The following is a 19993-nucleotide window of genomic DNA, read 5'->3' as shown; positions in this document are numbered from 1 at the left end:
CCGAAGGCAAGACCGAGGTCCGCTACAAGGGCCCCAACATCACGCCCGGCTACTGGCGCATGCCGGCCGAGACCGCCGACGCCTTCGACGAAGAAGGCTTCTTCAAGACCGGCGACGCGGTGAAGTGGATCGACGAGACCGACATCCACCAGGGCCTGAAGTTCGACGGCCGCATTGCCGAAGACTTCAAGCTCGCCACCGGCACCTTTGTGAGTGTGGGCCCGCTGCGCGCCAAGATCATTGCCGCCGGCGCGCCCTTCGTTCAGGACGTGGTGCTCACCGGCATCAACCTGAAAGAGGTGGGCGCCATGGTGTTCCCCACCCCCGCGGTGCGCAACCTGAGCGGCTTGGGCGCTGAGGCGTCGATGCACGAGGTGCTGGACCACCCCGCTGTGCTGGCGCATTTTCAGACCGTGGTGAACGACCTGGCCGCCGCCGCCACCGGCAGCGCCAACCGCATCGCCCGCATGTGCCTGCTGGCCGACCCGCCCACCATCGACCGCGGCGAGATCACCGACAAAGGCTCCATCAACCAGCGCGCCGTGCTGACGCACCGGGCCGACACCGTGGCCAAGCTGCACAGCGACGGCCTGCACTACATCCTGAGGCCGGAATAACCCCCCCGCGCCGCCTGGCGGCGTCACCCCCCGGGGGCGATGCGAGCGCCCGGCACAGCCGGTTCCGCCGCATCCTGGATTCAGGCCCGCACTTCGGACACCTTGAAGCAAAACAAAGGACATCACATGGCAACCAAAGGTTTTTTCAACGCGTTCCACGACGTGCACATCCTGGACGGCGTGCGCACCCCGATGGTGGACTACTGCGGTGCGCTGGGCCATATATCGCCCACCGACCTGGGCATCAAGGCCGCGCGTGAAGCGCTCAAGCGCGCGGGCGTGCCGGGCAGCGACATTGGTTCGGTGGTCACCGGCAACATGGCGCCGGGCGACTTCGACCAGTTCTTTCTGCCGCGCCACATCGGCCTGTACGCCGGCGTGCCGGTGGAAGTGCCGGCGATCATGGCGCAGCGCATTTGCGGCACCGGCTTCGAGCTGTTTCGCCAGGCGGGCGAACACATCCAGGGCGGCGCCTGCGACGCCGCGCTGGTGGTGGGCACCGAAAGCATGACGCGCAACCCGATTGCCGCCTTCGACCACCGCACCGGCTTCAAGCTCGGCGCGCCCGTGGGCTTCAAAGACTACATGTGGGAGGCGTTGAAAGACCCGGCGGCGGGCATCAACATGATCCAGACCGCCGAAAACCTGGCGAAGCAATACGGCATCACCCGCGACGAGGTGGACCAATTCGCCTCCGACTCGTTCGCCAAGGCCGTGGCCGCGCAGGCCAGCGGCTTTCTGGCCGGCGAGATCGTGCCGGTGATCTCCGAAAAATTTGAGCTGGCGGGCTACAAGGCGCGCGGCATCAAGCTGCAGGGCAAGCTCACCGAAGTCGCCACCGACACGCACCCGCGCATTTCGCCGAAGGAGGTGCTGGCCAAGCTGCGCCCGGTGTTTGACGACGGCGTGCAAACCGGCGGCAACAGCGCTGCGCTGGTGGATGCGGCGGCGGCCTGCGTGGTGGCTTCCGGCGACTATGCGAAAGCCCACGGCAAGCAAGCACTGGCCCGCGTGGTGGCCTGCGCTGCGGTGGGCGTGCCGCCCGAAATCATGGGCATCGGCCCGGCACCGGCCATTCGCATGTTGCTGCAACGCACCGGCCTCACGCTGGCCGACATCGGTCGCTTCGAGATCAACGAAGCCCAGGGCGCGCAAACCCTGGCCGTGGGCCGCGAACTGGGACTGGACCTGAGCCGCCTCAACGTCAACGGCGGCGCGATTGCGCTGGGCCACCCGCTGGCCACCACCGGCGTGCGCCTGACGCTCACGCTGGCGCGCGAACTGCAGCGCAGCGGCCTGCGCTACGGCATTTCCAGTGCTTGCGTGGGCGGTGGCCAAGGCATTGCCTTGCTGATCGAAAACCCGCAAGCCGCCTGAACCCCGACCGCCCCTCCATTCCTCAAGGACCCAACCATGAACATACAAGGACACGCCACCCTCGTCACCGGTGGAGGCTCCGGCCTCGGTGAAGCCACCGCCCGCGAACTCGCCCGCCTGGGCGCCAAGGTCGCGGTGCTCGACCTGAACCTGGAGAACGCCCAGCGCGTCGCGGCCGAGATCGGCGGGGTCGCTGTGCAGTGCAACGTCTCCGACCCCGAGAGCATGCAAGCCGCCATCGACACCGCCGCCGCCGCCCACGGCCCGGCGCGCATCCTGATGCAGATCGCCGGCATCGGCAGCGCCAAGCGCGTGGTCGGCAAAGACGGCAACGCCGCCCCGCTGGAAGACTTCGCCCGCGTCATCAACGTCAACCTGATTGGCACCTACAACGCGGCGCGCCTGTTTGCCGCCGCCTGCGCCAAGCTGGAGCCCATGGAAGACGGCGAGCGCGGCGTGATGGTGTTCACCGCCAGCGTGGCCGCGTTCGACGGCCAGGTGGGGCAACAGGCCTACAGCGCCTCCAAAGCCGGTGTGGCCGGCATGACGCTGCCCATGGCGCGCGACCTGGCGCAGCACGGCATTCGGGTGTGCACCATTGCCCCGGGCCTGTTCCTCACGCCGCTCATGAAAACCCTGCCCGAGCCGGTGCAGCAGTCGCTGGCGGCCAGCATTCCCTTCCCCAACCGCCTGGGCAAGCCCGAAGAGTTCGCCCAACTCGCGGCGCACATCGTCACCAACGGCCACCTGAACGGCGAAACCATCCGCCTCGACGGTGCTCTGCGTATGGCGCCACGCTGAAAGCACCCGATGAGCAAAACCGTTGTGTACGAAGTGGATGTGATGTTCGGCGACTGCGATCCCGCCGGCATCGTGTTCTTCCCCAATTTCAGCAAGTGGATGGACGCCTCGTCGCTGAATTTCTTCGTCAAGTGCGGCGTGCCGCCCTGGCGCGAACTGGTGAAAACGACCGGCATCATCGGCACCCCGCTGCTGGAGATCAACACCAAGTTCATGCGCCCGGCCACCTACGGCGAGCGGTTGCAGATCCACACCAGCATCCAGGAATGGCGCGACAAGGTCGTGATCCAGAAACACGTGGTCATGCGCGGCGATGTGGTGCTGTGCGAGGGCCTGGAAACCCGCGCCTTCTGCATCAGGCACCCCGACGATCCGGACCGCATCAAAGCCATTCCGGTGCCCGCCGACATCAAGGCGCTGTGCACCGCCTGAGCGTTCCCCCGAAGTCATCCGCGAAGGGCGCACAAGACGCCTGCCATTCCCCCCACCGATTCCCAGCCCGCTTCCCCCCACCCCTGAACAGGAGACAGTCCATGAAAGCCATCAAAACCCTGGTTGCCGTTGCCATCGCCACCTTGGCCAGCACCGCCGCCCAAGCCGACATCAACATCGGCGTCAGTCTCGCGCTCACCGGCCCCGGCTCCGGCCTGGGCATTCCCATGCAGAACCAGTTCAAGCTGTTTCCCAAGACCATCGCCGGTGAAAAAGTCAACCTGATCATCCTGGACGACGCGACCGACCCCGGCAAAGGCGCGGCCAACGCCCGCCGCTTCGTCACCGAAGACAAGGTGGACATGATCATCGGCTCGTGCATCACCGCCGTGGCCGCGGCCATGAGCGACATCGCCTCTGAGGCCGGCACGGTGCAACTGGCCGGTTCGCCCGTGGGCCTGCCGCCCGGCAAAGACAAGTGGGTGTTCCGCCTGCCGCAGTCGAACACGGTGATGGGCCACGCCGTGGTCGAGCACATGAAGAAACAGGGCGTCAAAACCATCGGTTTCCTGGGCTACACCGACGCCTACGGCGAGCAGTGGCTGAAAGAAATTGGACCGCTGCTGGACAAGGCCGGCATCAAAATCGTGGCCACCGAGCGCTTTGCCCGCAACGACACCAGCGTGACCCCGCAAGCCCTCAAGATCAACGCCGCCAACCCCGACGCGGTGCTGATTGTGGCTTCTGGCTCTGGCGCTGCCATGCCCCACATGGCCATGGTCGATCGCGGCTTCAAAGGCAAGATCTACCAGACCCACGCCGCCGCCACCCAAGATCTGATGCGCGTGGGCGGCAAAGCGGTTGAAGGCGCGTTCGTGGTGTCCGGCCCGGCCGTGATCGCCGAGCAGTTGCCCGACAGCCACCCGTCGAAGAAGGTGGCGATCGACTTCGTGCAGAAGTACGAAGCCGCCGTGGGCGCCGGCCTGCGCAACCAGTTTGCGGGCCATGCCTACGACGCACAGATCACGCTGGAGAAGGTGATTCCCGTGGCGCTGAAGAAAGCCAAACCCGGCACGCCCGAGTTCCGCGCAGCCATCCGCGATGCCATGGAAACCATGGGCCGCACCATCTTCTCGCACGGCGTGATGAACTGGACGGCCACCGACCACTGGGGCTACACGCTGGAAACCGGCGTGATGCTCAAGGTGGCTGACGGCAAGTTCAAGGTGGAGTGATTCGGAGCACCCCCCTGCGCCGCTGACGCGGCTTCCCCCTCTCTGGCGCGCCTTCGGCGCTGGGAGGCGGGACGGCATCTCGGGCCGGCAGAGCCGGACCCTGGATGCCTCTGGAGGGAGACATTTCGCGCGTTGCCGCCTGGGTTTTTTCAGCCATTTCTTTTCTCGTTAGGCTTTTATGGACTTCTCGATCGCCAGCATTTTGTTGCTTGACGGCCTGACCAATGGCGCGGTGTATGCCCTGCTCGGGCTCGCCACCGTGCTGGTGTTCACCGTCACGCGGGTCATCTTCATTCCCCAGGGTGAATTCGTGGCCTATGGCGCGCTCACCCTGGCCATATTTCAAACCGGCCAGGTGCCGGGTACCGTCTGGCTGCTGTTGCTGCTGGCCGGTGTGGCCGCGCTCATGGAGCTGTCAGGCCGCTGGCAGCACCACCGCAACGCGCTGGTGGCACTGAAAGCCGCCGGGCGCATGCTGATCGTGCCGCTGGTGGTGGCGGGCATCGCCATCTGGGCAGCGCCGCAGCAGTTTCCGCTGGCCGTGCAGGCCGCGCTCAGCGTGGCGGTGGTCACGGTGTACGGCCCGCTGGTGTACCGCGTGGCCTACCAGTCGCTGGAAAGCGCCACGCCGCTGGTGCTGCTGATCGTGTCGGTGGGTGTGCATTTCGCCATGACCGGTCTGGGCCTGGTGTTCTTCGGCGCCGAGGGTTTCCGCAACCCCGCGTTCTGGGACCTGCGCCTGAACATCGGCCCGGTGATGCTCTCGGGCCAGGCCATCATCACCGCGCTGGCCACCATCGCGCTGATCGTGCTGCTGTGGTTGTACTTTGAGCGCTCGCTGCGCGGCAAGGCGCTGCGCGCCACCGCCGTGAACCGCACCGGCGCACGCCTCATGGGCATCTCGTCGCAAGCCTCGGGCCAGCTCACCTTCACCATGGCCGCTTTCATTGGCGCGCTCTCGGGCCTGCTCATCGGCCCCACCACCACCGTGTTCTACGACTCGGGCTTTCTGATTGGCCTGAAAGGCTTTGTGGCCGCCGTGGCCGCCGGCCTGGCCAGCTACCCCGGCGCGCTCATTGCCGCGCTGTTTGTGGGTGTGATCGAAGCGTTCGGCTCGTTCTGGGCCAGCGCGTTCAAAGAGGTGATCGTGTTCACACTCATCCTGCCGGTGCTGCTGGTGCGTTCGCTGCGCAGCGGCCATTCGGACGAAGACCACTGATATGAAAAACCTTCAAAACATGGGCCTGCTCGTTCTGGCCGCCGCCATACCGCTGATCGCGGTCTTGCCCCTGCCCGATTTCTGGATCACCCAGCTCAACTACATCGGCATGTACAGCATGACGGTGCTGGGCCTGGTGCTGCTCACCGGCGTGGGCGGTCTCACCTCGTTCGGCCAGGCCGCGTTTGTGGGCATTGGCGCCTACACCACCGCCTGGCTCACGCTCAACACCGGCATGTCGCCCTGGCTCACGCTGTTCGTGGGCATGGGCCTGACCGCCGGCAGCGCGCTGCTGGTGGGGCTGATCACGCTGCGCATGTCGGGCCACTACCTGCCACTGGCAACAATAGCCTGGGGTTTGTCGCTGTACTACCTCATGGGCAACCTGGACGCGCTGGGCAAGTACGACGGCCTGCTGGGCATCAAGAGCCTGAGCATTGGCGAATTCGACATTGGCCAGGGCCGCGCTTTCTTTGTGCTCACCTGGGTGCTGCTGCTGGCCTTTGCCGCGGCCCTGCTGCACCTGCTGGACTCGCGCGCGGGCCGCGCCATCCGGGCGCTCAAAGGCGGCTCGCAAATGGCCGAGGCCATGGGCATCAGCACCTTCCGCTACAAGGTCACCATCTTCGTGCTGGCCGCGCTGTTTGCCTCGGTGGCCGGCTGGCTGCTGGCGCACTTCCAGCGCACGGTCAACCCGTCGGCCTTCGGTCTGAAGATGGGCATTGAATACCTGTTCATGGCGGTGGTGGGCGGCGTGGGCCATGTGTGGGGCGCCATCGTGGGCGCCGGCCTCATCCGCGTGCTGGAAGACCAGCTGCAGGTGCTGCTGCCCAAGCTCATGGGCACCAGCGGCAGCTACGAAGTGATCGTGTTCGGTATCGCACTGGTGATGGTGCTGAAGTACCTGCCCGATGGCCTGTGGTCGCTGGTGGGGCGCCACCTGCCCAAGCGCCCGCGCCCGGTGGACTGGCAACACGCCGCCGCCCTGCCCGAACGCGACAAGCCCGAGACCGGCGCGCTGGTGCTCGATGTGCGCAAGGCGCGCATGCAGTTCGGCGGTCTGGTGGCGGTGAACGACATCAGCTTCCAGATTCGCGCCGGGCAGATCGTGGGCCTGATCGGGCCCAACGGCGCCGGCAAGTCCACCACCTTCAACCTCATCACCGGTGTGCTGCGCGCCACCAGCGGCGAGGTGGATTTCCGGGGAGCCCCCATCAGCGGACTGAACTCGCGCAACATCGCCCGCCAAGGCATGGCGCGCACCTTTCAGCACGTGAAGATGATCCCCGACATGACGGTGCTGGAAAACGTCGCGCTGGGCACCCACACCCGGGGCCGCAAAGGCGTGCTCTCGGCCATGTTGCGCGCCAACCGCACCGAAGAACAGCAGCTGTTCCGCGAAGCGCAGCGCCAGCTGGAGCGCATTGGCATGGGCGAATACCTGCACGAGCAGGCCGGCAACCTGGCCATGGGCCCGCAGCGGCTGATGGAAATTGCCCGCGCGCTCTGCGCCGACCCGGCCCTGCTGCTGCTGGACGAGCCTGCCGCTGGCCTGCGCCACCAGGAAAAGCAGGCTCTGGCCGGCGTGCTGCGCCAGCTCAAGTCGGAAGGCATGAGCATCCTGCTGGTGGAACACGACATGGACCTGGTGATGCAGATTTGCGACCACCTGGTGGTGATGGAGTTCGGCACCCTGCTCACGCAAGGGCCGCCGGCACAAATTCAGCAAGACCCCAAGGTGCGTGCCGCCTACCTCGGCACCGACCACTAGAGCATGGAACACCCCCGCGCCGCCTTTGGCGTCACCCCCTCAAGGGGACGGCACGGGCCGTCCGGCAAAGCCGGCCCGGCGGTGCCCTTGGCCTCAACCCTTTCACGCGCACCCAAAGACACCGACTGGTGAGACGACATGAGTACCACACCCCTTCTTCAGCTCAAAGGCCTGCGCGCCGGCTACGGCCGCGCCGAGGTGTTGCACGGCATCGACCTGCACGCCGACAAAGGCAGCGTCATCACCGTCATCGGGCCCAACGGTGCGGGCAAGTCCACGCTGCTCAACACCGTCATGGGCATCCTGCCCGGCAAGGGAACCATCGAATTCCGCGGCCAGGACATCAGCACCCTCACGCTCGAAGAGCGCGTGATGAACGGCATGGCCCTGGTGCCCGAAAAGCGCGAGCTGTTCAGCACCATGCCGGTGGAAGACAACCTGCTGCTCGGCGGCTTTCGCCAGATGCGCCTGGGCAACGCGCAGTGGCGCAGCAAGCTGGACGATGTGTACAACATTTTCCCGCGCCTGCAAGAGCGGCGCACCCAGCTCGCCGGCACCCTCTCGGGCGGCGAGCGCCAGATGCTGGCCGTGGGCCGCGCGCTCATGTCCGGCCCCGAGCTGCTCATGCTCGACGAGCCCAGCCTGGGCCTGGCGCCGCTGATCGTGCGCGAGATTTTTTCCATCATTGAGCGCCTGCGCCAGACCGGTGTGACGATTGTGCTGGTGGAACAAAACGCCCGCGCCGCGCTGCAGGTGGCCGACCACGGCTATGTGCTGGAAATGGGCGAACTCAGCGCCCAGGGCCCCGCCAGCGAGCTGGCCAACGACCCCCGCGTGATCGAGACCTACCTGGGCAGCGCGCGCCAGCCGGCCTGAAAGCCGCTGGGCGTCCTGCACCCCATCTGTTCTGCCAACCGCCCACACCAAGGAGACACACATGCCCACCCGCTTTGCCCACACCACGCGCTTCGCCCTGCCTGCTGCCGTCTGCCTTGCGGTCACGGCCTGCAGCACCTTGCCTGGGGCTTCTTCCTCTGGCACTGCCGCCCAAACGCTGGCCCCTGCCGTGGGCGCGAGCCTGCAACATTGCGCCAGCCTGACCGGGCAGTTCCGGTTCGACCAGCTTCAACTGCAGTCGGCCACCGTGGTTGCACCCGGTCGGCTGACGCCCACAGGTGCCGAGGTGGGCGCACACTGCCTGGTCAAGGGACAGATGCACCCGCGCAAAGGCCGCGATGGCCGCGATTACGCCATTGGCTTTGAAATGCGCCTGCCCCAGGCCTGGAACGGCCGCTTCTATTACCAAGGCAACGGTGGTCTGGACGGCGCGGTGCGACCCGCCGAAGGTGCACTGGGTGGCGGCCCGCTGACCGGTGCGCTCCATCAGGGTTTTGCGGTCCTCAGTTCCGACGCAGGCCACACCGGGGCTCAGTCGCCCTACTTTGGCGCCGAACCCCAGTCGCGCCTGGACTACGGCTACCAGGCGGTGGCCAAACTCACACCCATGGCCAAGGCCCTGATCGCTTCGGCCTACGGCAAGGGCCCGGACCGCTCCTACCTGGGCGGCTGTTCCAACGGTGGTCGCCATGCCATGGTGGAAGCAGCGCGCGGGCAGGCCTACGACGGCTATCTGGTGGGCGCACCGGGCTACCGCCTGCCCAACGCGGCACTGGCCCAGCTCTGGGGTGCCCAACAGTGGGCACCGCTGGCCGTGGCCGGGGCGACCACCAAACATCCGCTCAACCCCACGGCCATGATCCCGGACCTGAGCGGCGCTTTCACCAAGACCGAGCGGCAACGGGTGGCCAACGCCATCCTGAACCAGTGCGACGCACTGGACGGCGCCAAAGACGGCATGGTCCAGGCCACGCAGGCCTGCCAGTCGGCGTTCAACCTCAACACCGACGTGCCCACCTGCACCGCAGAGCGCAACGGCCAGTGCCTGAGCGCGGCGCAGAAAACCGTGATCGCCAACGTGTTCGCCGGCGCGCGCACCACCGACGGCCAGGCCATCTACTCGGCCTTCAACTACGACCCGGGCCTGGCGGGCGACAACTGGGCCACCTGGAAATTCGCCAACTCGGTGGCCCTGGATCCGCTGTCGGTCGGTACCGTGTTCAGCGTGCCGCCTGGCCCGGTTGACCCTCTCAAGGTCGATGTCAACGCACGCCTGCCGCTGTTCAGCGCCACCAACGACGTGTACCGCGAATCGGGCATGTCTCTGATGACGCCACCCGGCCACGAGAACCCGGTGAACCTGACCCAGCTGAAGGACCGTGGCGCGAAGATGGTGATCTACCACGGCGTGGCCGACGCGATTTTTTCCGCTGAAGACACCCGCCAATGGATGCACCGTCTGGACAAGGCCATGAACGGCAAGGCCGACCACTTCGCACGCTACTTCCCCGTGCCCGGCATGGCGCACTGCAGCGGCGGCCTGTCCACCGATCAGTTCGACCTGCTCTCGCCGCTCGTGAAGTGGGTTGAAGAAGGTTTGGCCCCCCAGGCCGTGGTGGCCACCGCGCGCGGCGCCGGCAACCCCGGGGGCGTGAACGCCGAGTTGCCCGCCCATTGGTCGGCCCAACGCAGCCGCCCGCTCTGCGCCTACCCCACCGTGGCCACTTACAACGGCAGCGGGAATATCGAAGACGCTGCCCACTTCAGCTGCCGCTGACCCCCACAGGAACCGCCATGTACTACGAACCCGGCAAAACCCCCCACGGTCTGCCGCACGATCCGTTCAAGTCGTGCGTGGTGCCGCGCCCCATCGGCTGGATCTCCACCGTGGACGCGCAGGGCCGCGACAACCTGGCGCCCTACAGCCAGTTCCAGAACGTGACCTTTGATCCGCCCATCGTCATGTTCAGCGCCAACCAGACCACCCAGGGCGAGCGCAAAGACTCGGTGCGCAACGTCGAGCAAATGGGCCAGTTCGTGTGGAACATGGCCACCTTTGCGCTGCGCGAGGCGGTCAACATCAGCGCCGAAGAACTGCCGCATGGCGTGGACGAGTTCGAACGCGCCGGGCTGGAGAAGCTGGAAAGCCGCCTCGTCAAACCCATGCGCGTCAAAGGCTCACCGATCCAGTTCGAGTGCGAATACCTCAACACCGTGCGCTTCCCGGGCCGCCCGCCCATGGGCACGGTGGACGTGGTGTTTGGCCGGGTGGTCGGCATCCACATCGATGACGAATACATCGACGGCAACGGCATGGTCGATGTGCTCAAGATGCAACCCATCGCCCGCATGGGCTATTACGAGTACACCACCGTGGACAACAAGTTCCAGATGGTCATTCCCGGCAACAGCAAGGCCCTGCTCGCCGGCCTCGAAGGCTCGCCCGACAAGGCGCAAGACGCCACCGGCAGCCGCTAACTCCTTCTCTTTTGAACGCGCCCACCGTGAACCACTTCCAGCCCGCCACCGCCGACATGTTCTTCGTTTTGCAGCAGGTGCTTCAGGCACCGGCACAGCTGCAAACCCTGCCCGCCCATGCCGAAACCGACGCCGCACTGATGGAACAGGTGCTGGAAGAAGCCGGCAAATTCGTGGCCGATGCCGTGGCGCCGCTCAACCGCGAGGGCGACGAAATCGGTGCGCAATGGAAAGACGGCGCGGTCACCATGCCGCCCGGTTTTCGCGAGGCCTACCAAGCCTTCTGGCAAGCCGGCTGGCCCTCCCTGGCCTGCGCCACCGAAGACGGCGGGCAGGGCTTGCCGGCTGTGCTCGAAGCCATGCTGTATGAAATGCTGAGCGCCGCCAACCACGGCTGGACCATGGCGCCCGGGCTGCTGCACGGCGCCTACGAATGCATCAAACACCACGCATCCGACGAACTGAAAGCCACCTACCTGGAGAAGGTCGCCACCGGTGAATGGCTGGCCACCATGTGCCTGACCGAGCCGCACGCCGGCAGCGACCTGGGCCTGGCGTCCACCCGCGCCGTGCCGCTGGAAGACGGACGCTACGCGCTGCGCGGCACCAAAATTTTCATCTCGGGCGGCGAACACGACCTGAGCGACAACATCGTGCACCTGGTGCTGGCGCGCCTGCCTGAGAGCCCCCCCGGCCCCAAGGGGCTGTCGCTGTTCCTCGTTCCTAAGTTTTACCCAGACGGCACGCGCAGTGCGGCGGTCTGCGAGCGCATCGAAGAAAAAATGGGCCTGCACGGCAGCCCCACCTGCGTCATGCGCTTTGACGACGCGCCCGCTTGGATCGTGGGCGAGCCCGGCAAAGGGCTGAACGCCATGTTCGTCATGATGAACGCCGCCCGCCTGCACGTGGGCCTGCAAGGCATTGGCCTGCTCGAAGCCGCCTGGCAAAAGGCCCACGCCTACGCCCAGGAGCGCCGCCAGATGCGCGCCCCCGGCAGCGCCAGCAAGGCCGGCCAGGCCGACCTGATCGGCACCCACCCGGCCATGCGCCGCATTCTGGACACGCAGCGCGCCTGGGTGGACGCCGGTCGCGTGGTGGCCTACCGCACCGCGCTCGAACTCGACATCATGAAACAGCACCCCGATGCGGCCCGCCGCGAAGCCGCTTCGCGCTGGTGCAGCCTGGTCACGCCGGTGCTCAAGTCGGCCTGGACCGACCAGGCCTTCACCGGCGCCAGCGCCTGCCTGCAGGTGTTCGGCGGCCACGGCTACGTGCGCGAATGGGGCATTGAGCAGATCGTGCGCGACGCCCGCGTGGCCATGATCTACGAAGGCACCAACGAAATTCAGGCCATCGATCTGCTGGTGCGCAAAGTGCTGCCCGACGGCGGCACCGCACTCAGCGCTCTGCTGACCGAACTGGCCACGGAGCTGGGCGACAGCCCCGAGGCCGAGCGCACCCGCCAGGCCATGACCCGCTTTGCACAATTCACCACCGAGCACCTGCTGGCCGCCACCCGCGCACCGGGCGCATCGCCCGAACTGCCGTTCTGGCTGGCCGACGACTACCTGCGCGCCCTGGCCATGCTGCTGATGGCCTGGGCCTGGAGCCGCGTGGCGGCCGCACCGCAAGCCAGCGGCCCGCGCTGGACAGATGCCCACACCGGTTTCTGGCGCTGGGTCTGGCCCGAATTCGACACCCGCATGGCCATCATGGGCACCAGCCTGAACGCGGCGTGACACGTGCAAATACCGGCCACCGACCGGGCTTGAGCGCGGTCAGCGCCAGCCCGAGGGCGGACAAGATATGCTCAGAATATGTCTGAAACCTCCGTTGCCAACACCCTGCGCCGCCCGCGGGCCGCTCGCCAACACAGCGAGGCCGCCGCAGAATCCACCAGCACCCACGTTGGCGAGCTGGACACCGCCTACCTCGAAACCCTGCTGGGCTACAACGCACGCCGCGCCGCGCTGTCCGTCATTGCGGTGTTTTTGCAGCGCATGGAACCCTATGGCCTGCGCCCGGTCGATTTTTCGGTGCTCACCCTGATCGCGCACAACCCCGGCATCACCTCGCGCCAGATCTGCACTGCGCTTGACATCCTGCCGCCCAACCTGGTGGGCATGATCAAAAGCCTGGACAAACGCGGCCTGATTGAGCGCCGCGCCCACCCCACCGACCGCCGCGCCCAAGGTCTGCACGTCTCGGCCGCTGGCAAACGCCTGCAGCGCGAAGCCGAAACCACGGCCACCCAGTTGGAACAAGACGTCTCCAAAGCCCTCACGGCCGACGAGCTGCAAACGCTCAACCACCTGCTGCGCAAGGTGTACCAGTCCTGAGCACCTGCGCCACCCCAGCGTTCTCTCAACGTGTTTTCGGTCTCCCGGGGGGCGTTGGGGTAAGTCCCAATCGCTGATTGCATGGCCTCATTGGTACATTGGCCGAAGCTAGCAAACTGCTAGCAGGGGCCAACCGCACCGCGCGGTGGCCTCTCCCTCTCACCCGACCGCCACCGGAGACGCGCATGAGTGCCAAAGACAACGCCGCTGTGATCCGGCTGTTCGATCTGCTGGAATCGCGTTACGCCCTGCGGGTGATCTGGGCCCTGAGCGACGGCCATCCCCAAACCTTTCGCCTGCTGCAAGACAGCGTGGGCGGCGTTACCCCCAACACGCTCAACACCCGCTTGAAAGAGCTGCGCGCCGCCCACCTGGTGGACCACAGCGGCGACGGCTACCGCCTCACCACACAGGGCACCGATCTGGCGCGCCGCCTGCAGGAGGTGCAACAGTTCGCCCCCAAGTGGAGCCAGCAGCAGGCCCGCGCAGCGGCCACCGCTGCCGAAAAAGCGGCAAAAGCAGAACAAGCCCAGCCGCCGGCCTGACCGCCCTGGCAAACGGGCAGCCCAGCCGCTCACGAACTGCAAGCGCCCAGGCAGGCACCGGCAGGCACCAGCGGCAAAGTGGCCGGGTCGAGCGTGGCCAGGCGAGACATAGAATCGGGCCTCAGCGTGGCCGGGGTGATGTCGGCGATCACGCCAGCGCGGTCGTGCAGCGCGCCGCTGGCGTCCAGCAAACCGGGTTTTGCTGCGCCCTGCGGGCCGTGGCGAAAGCGTTTCATGGGCGGGGTTCGGTGGAAAAACCCCGATGTACACCCGCCCGCCCCTGAATTGCGCCATTTGCCACCGCCCACCCTTGAACTTGCGCGACACGCCCCCACGTTTTTGCCGAGCCAGTTTTGCCTTTGCAGTTTTGCCTTTGAATTCACGTCAAACCACCAACGCCCATGAGCCAACAACCCCACCCCGCCGAAAGCCACAGCCCTGAACACACCGCGCCCATCAGCCCGGAAGAAGCGCTGGCCGCAGCCGCTGTGGCCGAAGCCGATGCGCTGGCAGCCCTGACCAACGAAGTCAGCACCCTCAAAGCCCAAAACGCCAACCTGGCCGAGCAGTACCTGCGCGCCAAAGCCGAGGCCGAAAACACCCGCCGCCGTGCCGAAGATGAGATGAGCAAGGCGCGCAAATTTGCGGTGGAAAGCTTTGCCGACAGCCTGCTCGCCGTGGCCGACAGCCTGGAAGCTGGTCTGGCCATTCAGGAAGCCACCCGCGAACAGCTGCGCGAAGGCTCAGAAGCCACGCTCAAGCAGCTCAAGAGCGCGCTGGAGCGCCACAAGGTGCTGGAAATTGCCCCAGCCAGTGGCAGCAAATTCGACCCCCACCAGCACCAGGCCATCAGCATGGTGCCCGCCGACCAGGAAGCCAACACCGTGGTTGCCGTGCTGCAAAAAGGCTATCTGATCGCCGACCGCGTGCTGCGCCCCGCCCTCGTCACGGTGGCCGCCCCCAAATAAGTCTTTTGTGTGGGTATCCCCTTGAAACAGGGGGTCTTATCCACACATCCTGAACATCCTTTTCACCAATTCATTTATCTATCCGGAGCACACAACATGGGAAGAATCATCGGCATCGACTTGGGCACCACCAACTCGTGCGTGTCCATCATGGAAGGCAACACCACCAAGGTGATCGAGAACTCGGAAGGCGCGCGCACCACGCCGTCGATCGTGGCGTACCAGGAAGACGGTGAAGTGCTGGTTGGCGCCAGCGCCAAGCGCCAGGCCGTGACCAACCCCAAGAACACGCTCTACGCCATCAAGCGCCTGATCGGCCGCAAGTTCACCGAGAAAGAAGTCCAGAAAGACATCAACCTCATGCCCTACTCCATCGTGGCCGCCGACAACGGCGACGCCTGGGTGGAAGTGCGCGGCAAGCAGATCTCGGCCCAGCAGGTCAGCGCCGACATTCTGCGCAAGATGAAGAAAACCGCCGAGGACTACCTGGGCGAGCCCGTCACCGAAGCTGTCATCACCGTGCCGGCCTACTTCAACGACGCCCAGCGCCAAGCCACCAAAGACGCTGGCCGCATCGCCGGCCTCGACGTGAAGCGCATCATCAACGAGCCCACCGCTGCGGCCCTGGCCTTCGGCCTGGACAAGCAGGAAAAGGGCGACCGCAAGATTGCGGTGTACGACCTGGGCGGCGGCACGTTCGACGTGTCCATCATCGAAATCGCCGACGTCGATGGCGAGAAGCAATTTGAAGTGCTGTCCACCAACGGCGACACCTTCCTGGGCGGCGAAGACTTCGACCAGCGCATCATCGACTTCATCATCAGCGAGTTCAAAAAAGAACAAGGCGTTGACCTGTCGAAAGACGTGCTGGCCCTGCAGCGCCTGAAAGAAGCCGCTGAAAAAGCCAAGATCGAGCTGTCCAGCTCGGCCGCCACCGACCTGAACCTGCCCTACATCACCGCCGACGCTTCGGGCCCCAAGCACCTGAACATCAAGCTCACGCGCGCCAAGCTCGAAGCCCTGGTGGAAGAGCTGATCGAGCGCACCATTGCGCCTTGCCGCACCGCCATCAAAGACGCTGGTATCAGCGTGGGTGACATTCACGACGTGATCCTGGTCGGTGGCATGACCCGCATGCCCAAGGTGCAGGAAAAGGTGAAAGAGTTCTTCGGCAAGGAGCCACGCAAAGACGTGAACCCCGACGAAGCCGTGGCCGTGGGTGCTGCCATCCAGGGCCAGGTGCTCTCGGGTGACCGCAAAGACGTGCTGCTGCTGGACGTGACCCCCCTGTCGCTCGGTATCGAGACCATGGGCGGCGTCATGACCAAGATGATCCAGAAGAACACCACGATCCCGACCAAGTTCGCTCAGGTGTTCTCCACCGCCGAAGACAACCAGCCGGCCGTGACCATCAAGGTGTTTCAGGGCGAGCGCGAAATTGCCGCCGGCAACAAACTGCTGGGTGAATTCAACCTGGAAGGCATTCCGGCTGCAGCCCGCGGCACGCCCCAGATCGAAGTCTCCTTTGACATCGACGCCAACGGCATCCTGCACGTGGGCGCCAAGGACAAAGGCACCGGCAAGGAAAACAAGATCACCATCAAGGCGAACTCGGGCCTGTCTGAGGCCGAGATCCAGCAGATGGTGAAAGACGCCGAACTGAACGCCGCCGACGACAAGAAAAAGGTCGAACTGGTGCAGTCCCGCAACCAAGGCGAAGCCCTGGTGCACAGCGTGAAGAAGAGCCTGGCCGAACACGGCGACAAACTCGACGCGGCTGAAAAAGAAGCCATCGAAACCGCCGTGAAAGACGTGGAAGAAGCGCTCAAGGGCGACGACAAAGCCGCCATTGAAGCCAAGACCGAAACCCTCATGTCGGCCAGCCAGAAGCTGGGCGAAAAGGTCTACGCCGCTTCACAAGCCGAGCAAGCTGCCGCTGGCGCCACCGAAGGCGCAGGCCAGGGCAGCGCCAGCAAAGCGGCCGACGACGACATCGTTGACGCCGAAGTCAAAGAAGTCAAAAAGGGCTGATCGCCACCCCACGAGCGATTTCTGTGGCTCCGCAATGGGCCATGCAATCGATCAGCCGCCGCGTCCGGGCACTGAAAAGTGCCCGTCCGCGGCGTTTGTGTTCCAACAGAACTGCACGACACCATGGCTAAACGAGATTTTTACGAAGTGCTGGGCGTCCCGAAAAACGCATCGGACGAAGAAATCAAGAAGGCGTATCGCAAACTGGCGATGAAGCACCACCCCGACCGCAACCAGGGTGACGCGGCCAAGGCCGCCGAAGAGCGCTTCAAAGAAGCCAAAGAAGCCTACGAAATGCTGTCGGACCCGCAAAAGAAAGCGGCCTACGACCAATACGGCCACGCCGGGGTTGACCCCAACATGCGCGGCGGCCCCGGTGGCGCCGAAGGCTTTGGCGGATTCGGCGAATCGTTTGGCGACATCTTTGGCGACATCTTTGGTGGTGCACGCGGCCAACGCGGCGGACGCCAGGTGTACCGGGGCGCCGACCTGTCGTACGCCATGGAAATCACCCTGGAAGAAGCGGCCGCTGGCAAAGACAGCCAGATCCGCATTCCCAGCTGGGACGACTGCGACACCTGCAAAGGCACCGGCGCCAAACCCGGCACCAGCGTCAAGACATGCTCCACCTGCCACGGCCAGGGCCAGGTGCAGATGCGCCAGGGCTTCTTCAGCGTGCAGCAAACCTGCCCCACCTGCCACGGCAGCGGCAAGATCATCCCCGACCCCTGCACGGCCTGCCACGGCCAGGGCAAGATCAAAAAGCAGAAAACGCCGGAAATCAAAATCCCCGCCGGCATCGACGACGGCCAGCGCATCCGCAGCACCGGCAACGGCGAACCCGGCCAAAACGGCGGCCCGTCGGGCGACCTCTACATTGAAGTGCGCCTGCGCAAGCACGACATTTTTGAACGCGAGGGCGACGACCTGCATTGCCAGGTGCCCGTGAGCATGACCACCGCCGCCCTCGGCGGCGAAATCGACGTGCCCACGCTGCAAGGCAAGGCCACCATCGACCTGCCCGAAGGCACGCAAAGCGGCAAAACCTTCCGCCTGCGCGGCAAAGGCATCAAAGGCGTGCGCAGCAGTTACCCCGGCGACCTGTATTGCCACGTGGCCGTGGAAACACCGGTGAAACTGACCGAACACCAGCGCAAGCTGCTGAAAGAACTGGACGACTCGTTCAAAAAAGGCGGCCACAAGCACAGCCCGAACGACCAGGGTTGGTTTGAGAAAGCGAAGAGCTTTTTTAGCTGACGGTACTTGAGGGGGAAGGTTAGCCTGCCTGCTGTTGGCGTTTGGCTGTAGACAGGCAACTTGGGCTTATCCCCACTCACGCAGGGGAACCGCCAAGGCCTTGGGCATCAAGATGGGGGCGCCGGGCCTATCCCCGCTCACTCGGGGGAACCACCTGGGCGGGCCTGGCGGTGCTGGGAACCGTGGGCCTATCCCTGCTCACGCGGGGGAACCTCCTTCTCCAGCGCGGCCGCCTGGGCGTCGCTGGGCCTATCCCCGCTCACGCGGGGGAACCAGCGCGCCAATCACCGTGCGCCGGCTCAGCTCGGGCCTATCCCCGCTCACGCGGGGGAACCTTTGTGTGAGCCGGGCTCAGGCACAGCGCATTGGGCCTATCCCCGCTCACGCGGGGGAACCCGTGAGGAACTGGGCGAAGGATCATTTAGCACGGGCCTATCCCCGCTCACGCGGGGGAACCTCGCTTATGAAACGGTGTATATCGTTTATACGGGGCCTATCCCCGCTCACGCGGGGGAACCAGCGGCGTTTCGCCCAGCAGCACATCGTCCGCGGGCCTATCCACGCTCACGCGGGGGAACCACACTATTTCTGATTTGACACCTCGCCCGTCCGGGCCTATCCCCGCTCACGCGGGGGAACCAAATCAAAGCCAAGGGCCTGACCGCCGCCCGCGGGCCTATCCCCGCTCACGCGGGGGAACCCAGAACTTCACCCCCGGCCGACCCAACCCCCAGGGCCTATCCCCGCTCACGCGGGGGAACCGCCTGCAGCAGTCGCTTGGCTTCAGGCCCCAGGGGCCTATCCCCGCTCACGCGGGGGAACCGGGCCACGGCGAAGGGCCAGGCGCCTGCAAATGGGCCTATCCCCGCTCACGCGGGGGAACCGATCCCACCCTGCAGCCCCTGCCAGCGCGGGGGGGCCTATCCCCGCTCACGCGGGGGAACCTTCTCCCAGTAGCCGAGCTGAATGCGTCTTTGGGGCCTATCCCCGCTCACGCGGGGGAACCGGCTGGGTGTGCGTGTTCGGCCTGGCGTACCAGGGCCTATCCCCGCTCACGCGGGGGAACCTACCACCGGCTTCAACATCCTGGCCCATTCCGGGGCCTATCCCCGCTCACGCGGGGGAACCTCGGCCAGCTGCTGTGCGGTGGCCGCCTCGGTGGGCCTATCCCCGCTCACGCGGGGGAACCGTTTTGTCGGGGTTGCAGGGCAGGCGCCCCGCGGGCCTATCCCCGCTCACGCGGGGGAACCGCAACGCTGATCGAGACGGGCGCCAGGCGCTCGGGCCTATCCCCGCTCACGCGGGGGAACCGTTGATGGTGGCCGGAGCTGATCCCGGCATGGGGGCCTATCCCCGCTCACGCGGGGGAACCCGACATACGCCCTGAACGACCTGAACGCCCGCGGGCCTATCCCCGCTCACGCGGGGGAACCATGTTTGAACGGCGGTTGCGGGACTGCTCGGAGGGCCTATCCCCGCTCACGCGGGGGAACCCTTGGCGGCCATCGACGCCAGCGCCTTCTTCAGGGCCTATCCCCGCTCACGCGGGGGAACCTCTTGCGGCTTCGCTTTCTGATCCGTGGTCATGGGCCTATCCCCGCTCACGCGGGGGAACCGATGCGGATGTTTTCAAGGTCAAGCGTAGATTGGGCCTATCCCCGCTCACGCGGGGGAACCACTTATCTGATCCAAATTACCAAACATCCCCGGGGCCTATCCCCGCTCACGCGGGGGAACCCACCACGAATTCCTGTTACACGTCCAGATCCCGGGCCTATCCCCGCTCACGCGGGGGAACCTTGCCCCAACTGGAGCCGGGTTCTGCACATTTGGGCCTATCCCCGCTCACGCGGGGGAACCCTATTTTCATTTCTTCATTGTTTCTTATTGCTGGGCCTATCCCCGCTCACGCGGGGGAACCCAAGGCTCTTGTGGTCACGCCCCGCGCCGCTGGGGCCTATCCCCGCTCACGCGGGGGAACCTTTTGCGTATTCCATACTTCGCACCTTGTGAAGGGCCTATCCCC

Annotated in this window: 16 protein-coding genes, 1 pseudogene and 1 CRISPR repeat array; of the genes and pseudogenes, 16 read left to right on the top strand and 1 reads right to left on the bottom strand. The window is 65.6% G+C overall.

Annotated features, from left to right (window positions below; all coding sequences use genetic code 11):
• From Q7J58_RS11970 to Q7J58_RS11910, 13 genes and pseudogenes are all read left to right on the top strand, one after another.
• Nucleotides 1-617, top strand: a pseudogene (locus tag Q7J58_RS11970) (AMP-binding protein); the annotation flags it as partial.
• Nucleotides 618-743: 126 nt separating this feature from the next.
• On the top strand, nucleotides 744-1994 hold the full coding sequence (locus tag Q7J58_RS11965; RefSeq protein ID WP_304828070.1) for a thiolase family protein: 1251 nt from the start codon (nucleotides 744-746) through the stop codon (nucleotides 1992-1994).
• A 36-nt stretch (nucleotides 1995-2030) separates the two neighbouring features.
• On the top strand, nucleotides 2031-2795 hold the full coding sequence (locus Q7J58_RS11960) for an SDR family NAD(P)-dependent oxidoreductase (protein ID WP_304828067.1): 765 nt from the start codon (nucleotides 2031-2033) through the stop codon (nucleotides 2793-2795).
• Nucleotides 2796-2804: 9 nt separating this feature from the next.
• Nucleotides 2805-3227: a thioesterase family protein gene (locus tag Q7J58_RS11955; RefSeq protein WP_304828064.1), complete on the top strand. Its 423-nt coding sequence runs from the start codon at nucleotides 2805-2807 to the stop codon at nucleotides 3225-3227.
• A 101-nt stretch (nucleotides 3228-3328) separates the two neighbouring features.
• On the top strand, nucleotides 3329-4462 hold the full coding sequence (locus Q7J58_RS11950; RefSeq protein WP_304828061.1) for an ABC transporter substrate-binding protein: 1134 nt from the start codon (nucleotides 3329-3331) through the stop codon (nucleotides 4460-4462).
• Nucleotides 4463-4640: 178 nt separating this feature from the next.
• Nucleotides 4641-5681 carry a branched-chain amino acid ABC transporter permease gene (locus Q7J58_RS11945; protein ID WP_304828058.1) on the top strand — a complete coding sequence of 347 codons (1041 nt, stop codon included), beginning with the start codon at nucleotides 4641-4643 and terminating at the stop codon, nucleotides 5679-5681.
• Between the two features lies 1 nt (nucleotide 5682).
• The gene (locus Q7J58_RS11940) at nucleotides 5683-7452 is read left to right on the top strand and encodes a branched-chain amino acid ABC transporter ATP-binding protein/permease (RefSeq protein ID WP_304828055.1); all 1770 of its coding nucleotides are present in this window, start codon (nucleotides 5683-5685) and stop codon (nucleotides 7450-7452) included.
• 138 nt (nucleotides 7453-7590) lie between these two features.
• Nucleotides 7591-8328 (top strand): ABC transporter ATP-binding protein, encoded by a 738-nt coding sequence (locus tag Q7J58_RS11935; protein ID WP_304828052.1) that lies wholly within the window; start codon nucleotides 7591-7593, stop codon nucleotides 8326-8328.
• Nucleotides 8329-8389: 61 nt separating this feature from the next.
• On the top strand, nucleotides 8390-10126 hold the full coding sequence (locus Q7J58_RS11930) for a tannase/feruloyl esterase family alpha/beta hydrolase (RefSeq protein ID WP_304828050.1): 1737 nt from the start codon (nucleotides 8390-8392) through the stop codon (nucleotides 10124-10126).
• Nucleotides 10127-10143: 17 nt separating this feature from the next.
• Complete coding sequence (locus Q7J58_RS11925) at nucleotides 10144-10827, top strand: flavin reductase family protein (protein WP_304828047.1); 684 nt, start codon at nucleotides 10144-10146, stop codon at nucleotides 10825-10827.
• A gap of 56 nt (nucleotides 10828-10883) precedes the next feature.
• Complete coding sequence (locus tag Q7J58_RS11920; protein WP_304828076.1) at nucleotides 10884-12566, top strand: acyl-CoA dehydrogenase family protein; 1683 nt, start codon at nucleotides 10884-10886, stop codon at nucleotides 12564-12566.
• Between the two features lie 78 nt (nucleotides 12567-12644).
• On the top strand, nucleotides 12645-13166 hold the full coding sequence (locus Q7J58_RS11915) for a MarR family transcriptional regulator (protein WP_304828044.1): 522 nt from the start codon (nucleotides 12645-12647) through the stop codon (nucleotides 13164-13166).
• Nucleotides 13167-13351: 185 nt separating this feature from the next.
• A complete protein-coding gene (locus Q7J58_RS11910) occupies nucleotides 13352-13711 on the top strand; it encodes a winged helix-turn-helix transcriptional regulator (protein ID WP_304828041.1) in 360 nt (119 codons plus the stop codon).
• Nucleotides 13712-13740: 29 nt separating this feature from the next.
• Here the strand turns inward: Q7J58_RS11910 and Q7J58_RS11905 are convergent, their stop codons facing one another.
• Nucleotides 13741-13947: a hypothetical protein gene (locus Q7J58_RS11905; RefSeq protein WP_304828038.1), complete on the bottom strand. Its 207-nt coding sequence runs from the start codon at nucleotides 13945-13947 to the stop codon at nucleotides 13741-13743.
• A 165-nt stretch (nucleotides 13948-14112) separates the two neighbouring features.
• On the opposite strand from Q7J58_RS11905, the gene grpE reads away from it, so the two are divergent.
• The 3 genes from grpE to dnaJ all read left to right on the top strand — a co-directional run bounded on the left by grpE (nucleotide 14113) and on the right by dnaJ (nucleotide 17967).
• Nucleotides 14113-14679, top strand: coding sequence for a nucleotide exchange factor GrpE (gene grpE, locus Q7J58_RS11900; RefSeq protein WP_304828035.1), 567 nt, complete (start codon nucleotides 14113-14115; stop codon nucleotides 14677-14679).
• 96 nt (nucleotides 14680-14775) lie between these two features.
• On the top strand, nucleotides 14776-16710 hold the full coding sequence (gene dnaK, locus Q7J58_RS11895; protein WP_304828031.1) for a molecular chaperone DnaK: 1935 nt from the start codon (nucleotides 14776-14778) through the stop codon (nucleotides 16708-16710).
• A 123-nt stretch (nucleotides 16711-16833) separates the two neighbouring features.
• A complete protein-coding gene (gene dnaJ, locus Q7J58_RS11890; RefSeq protein WP_304828029.1) occupies nucleotides 16834-17967 on the top strand; it encodes a molecular chaperone DnaJ in 1134 nt (377 codons plus the stop codon).
• Nucleotides 17968-18029: 62 nt separating this feature from the next.
• Nucleotides 18030-19949: direct repeats of the CRISPR family, unit length 29 nt; unit sequence GGGCCTATCCCCGCTCACGCGGGGGAACC.
• Between the last annotated feature and the right edge of the window lie 44 nt (nucleotides 19950-19993).

The sequence above is a fragment of the Hydrogenophaga sp. genome, from assembly GCF_030656115.1.
Taxonomy (GTDB): domain Bacteria; phylum Pseudomonadota; class Gammaproteobacteria; order Burkholderiales; family Burkholderiaceae_C; genus Hydrogenophaga.
Note: the sequence above shows the minus strand (reverse complement) of the source record. Positions and strands in the feature narration are given on the sequence as shown.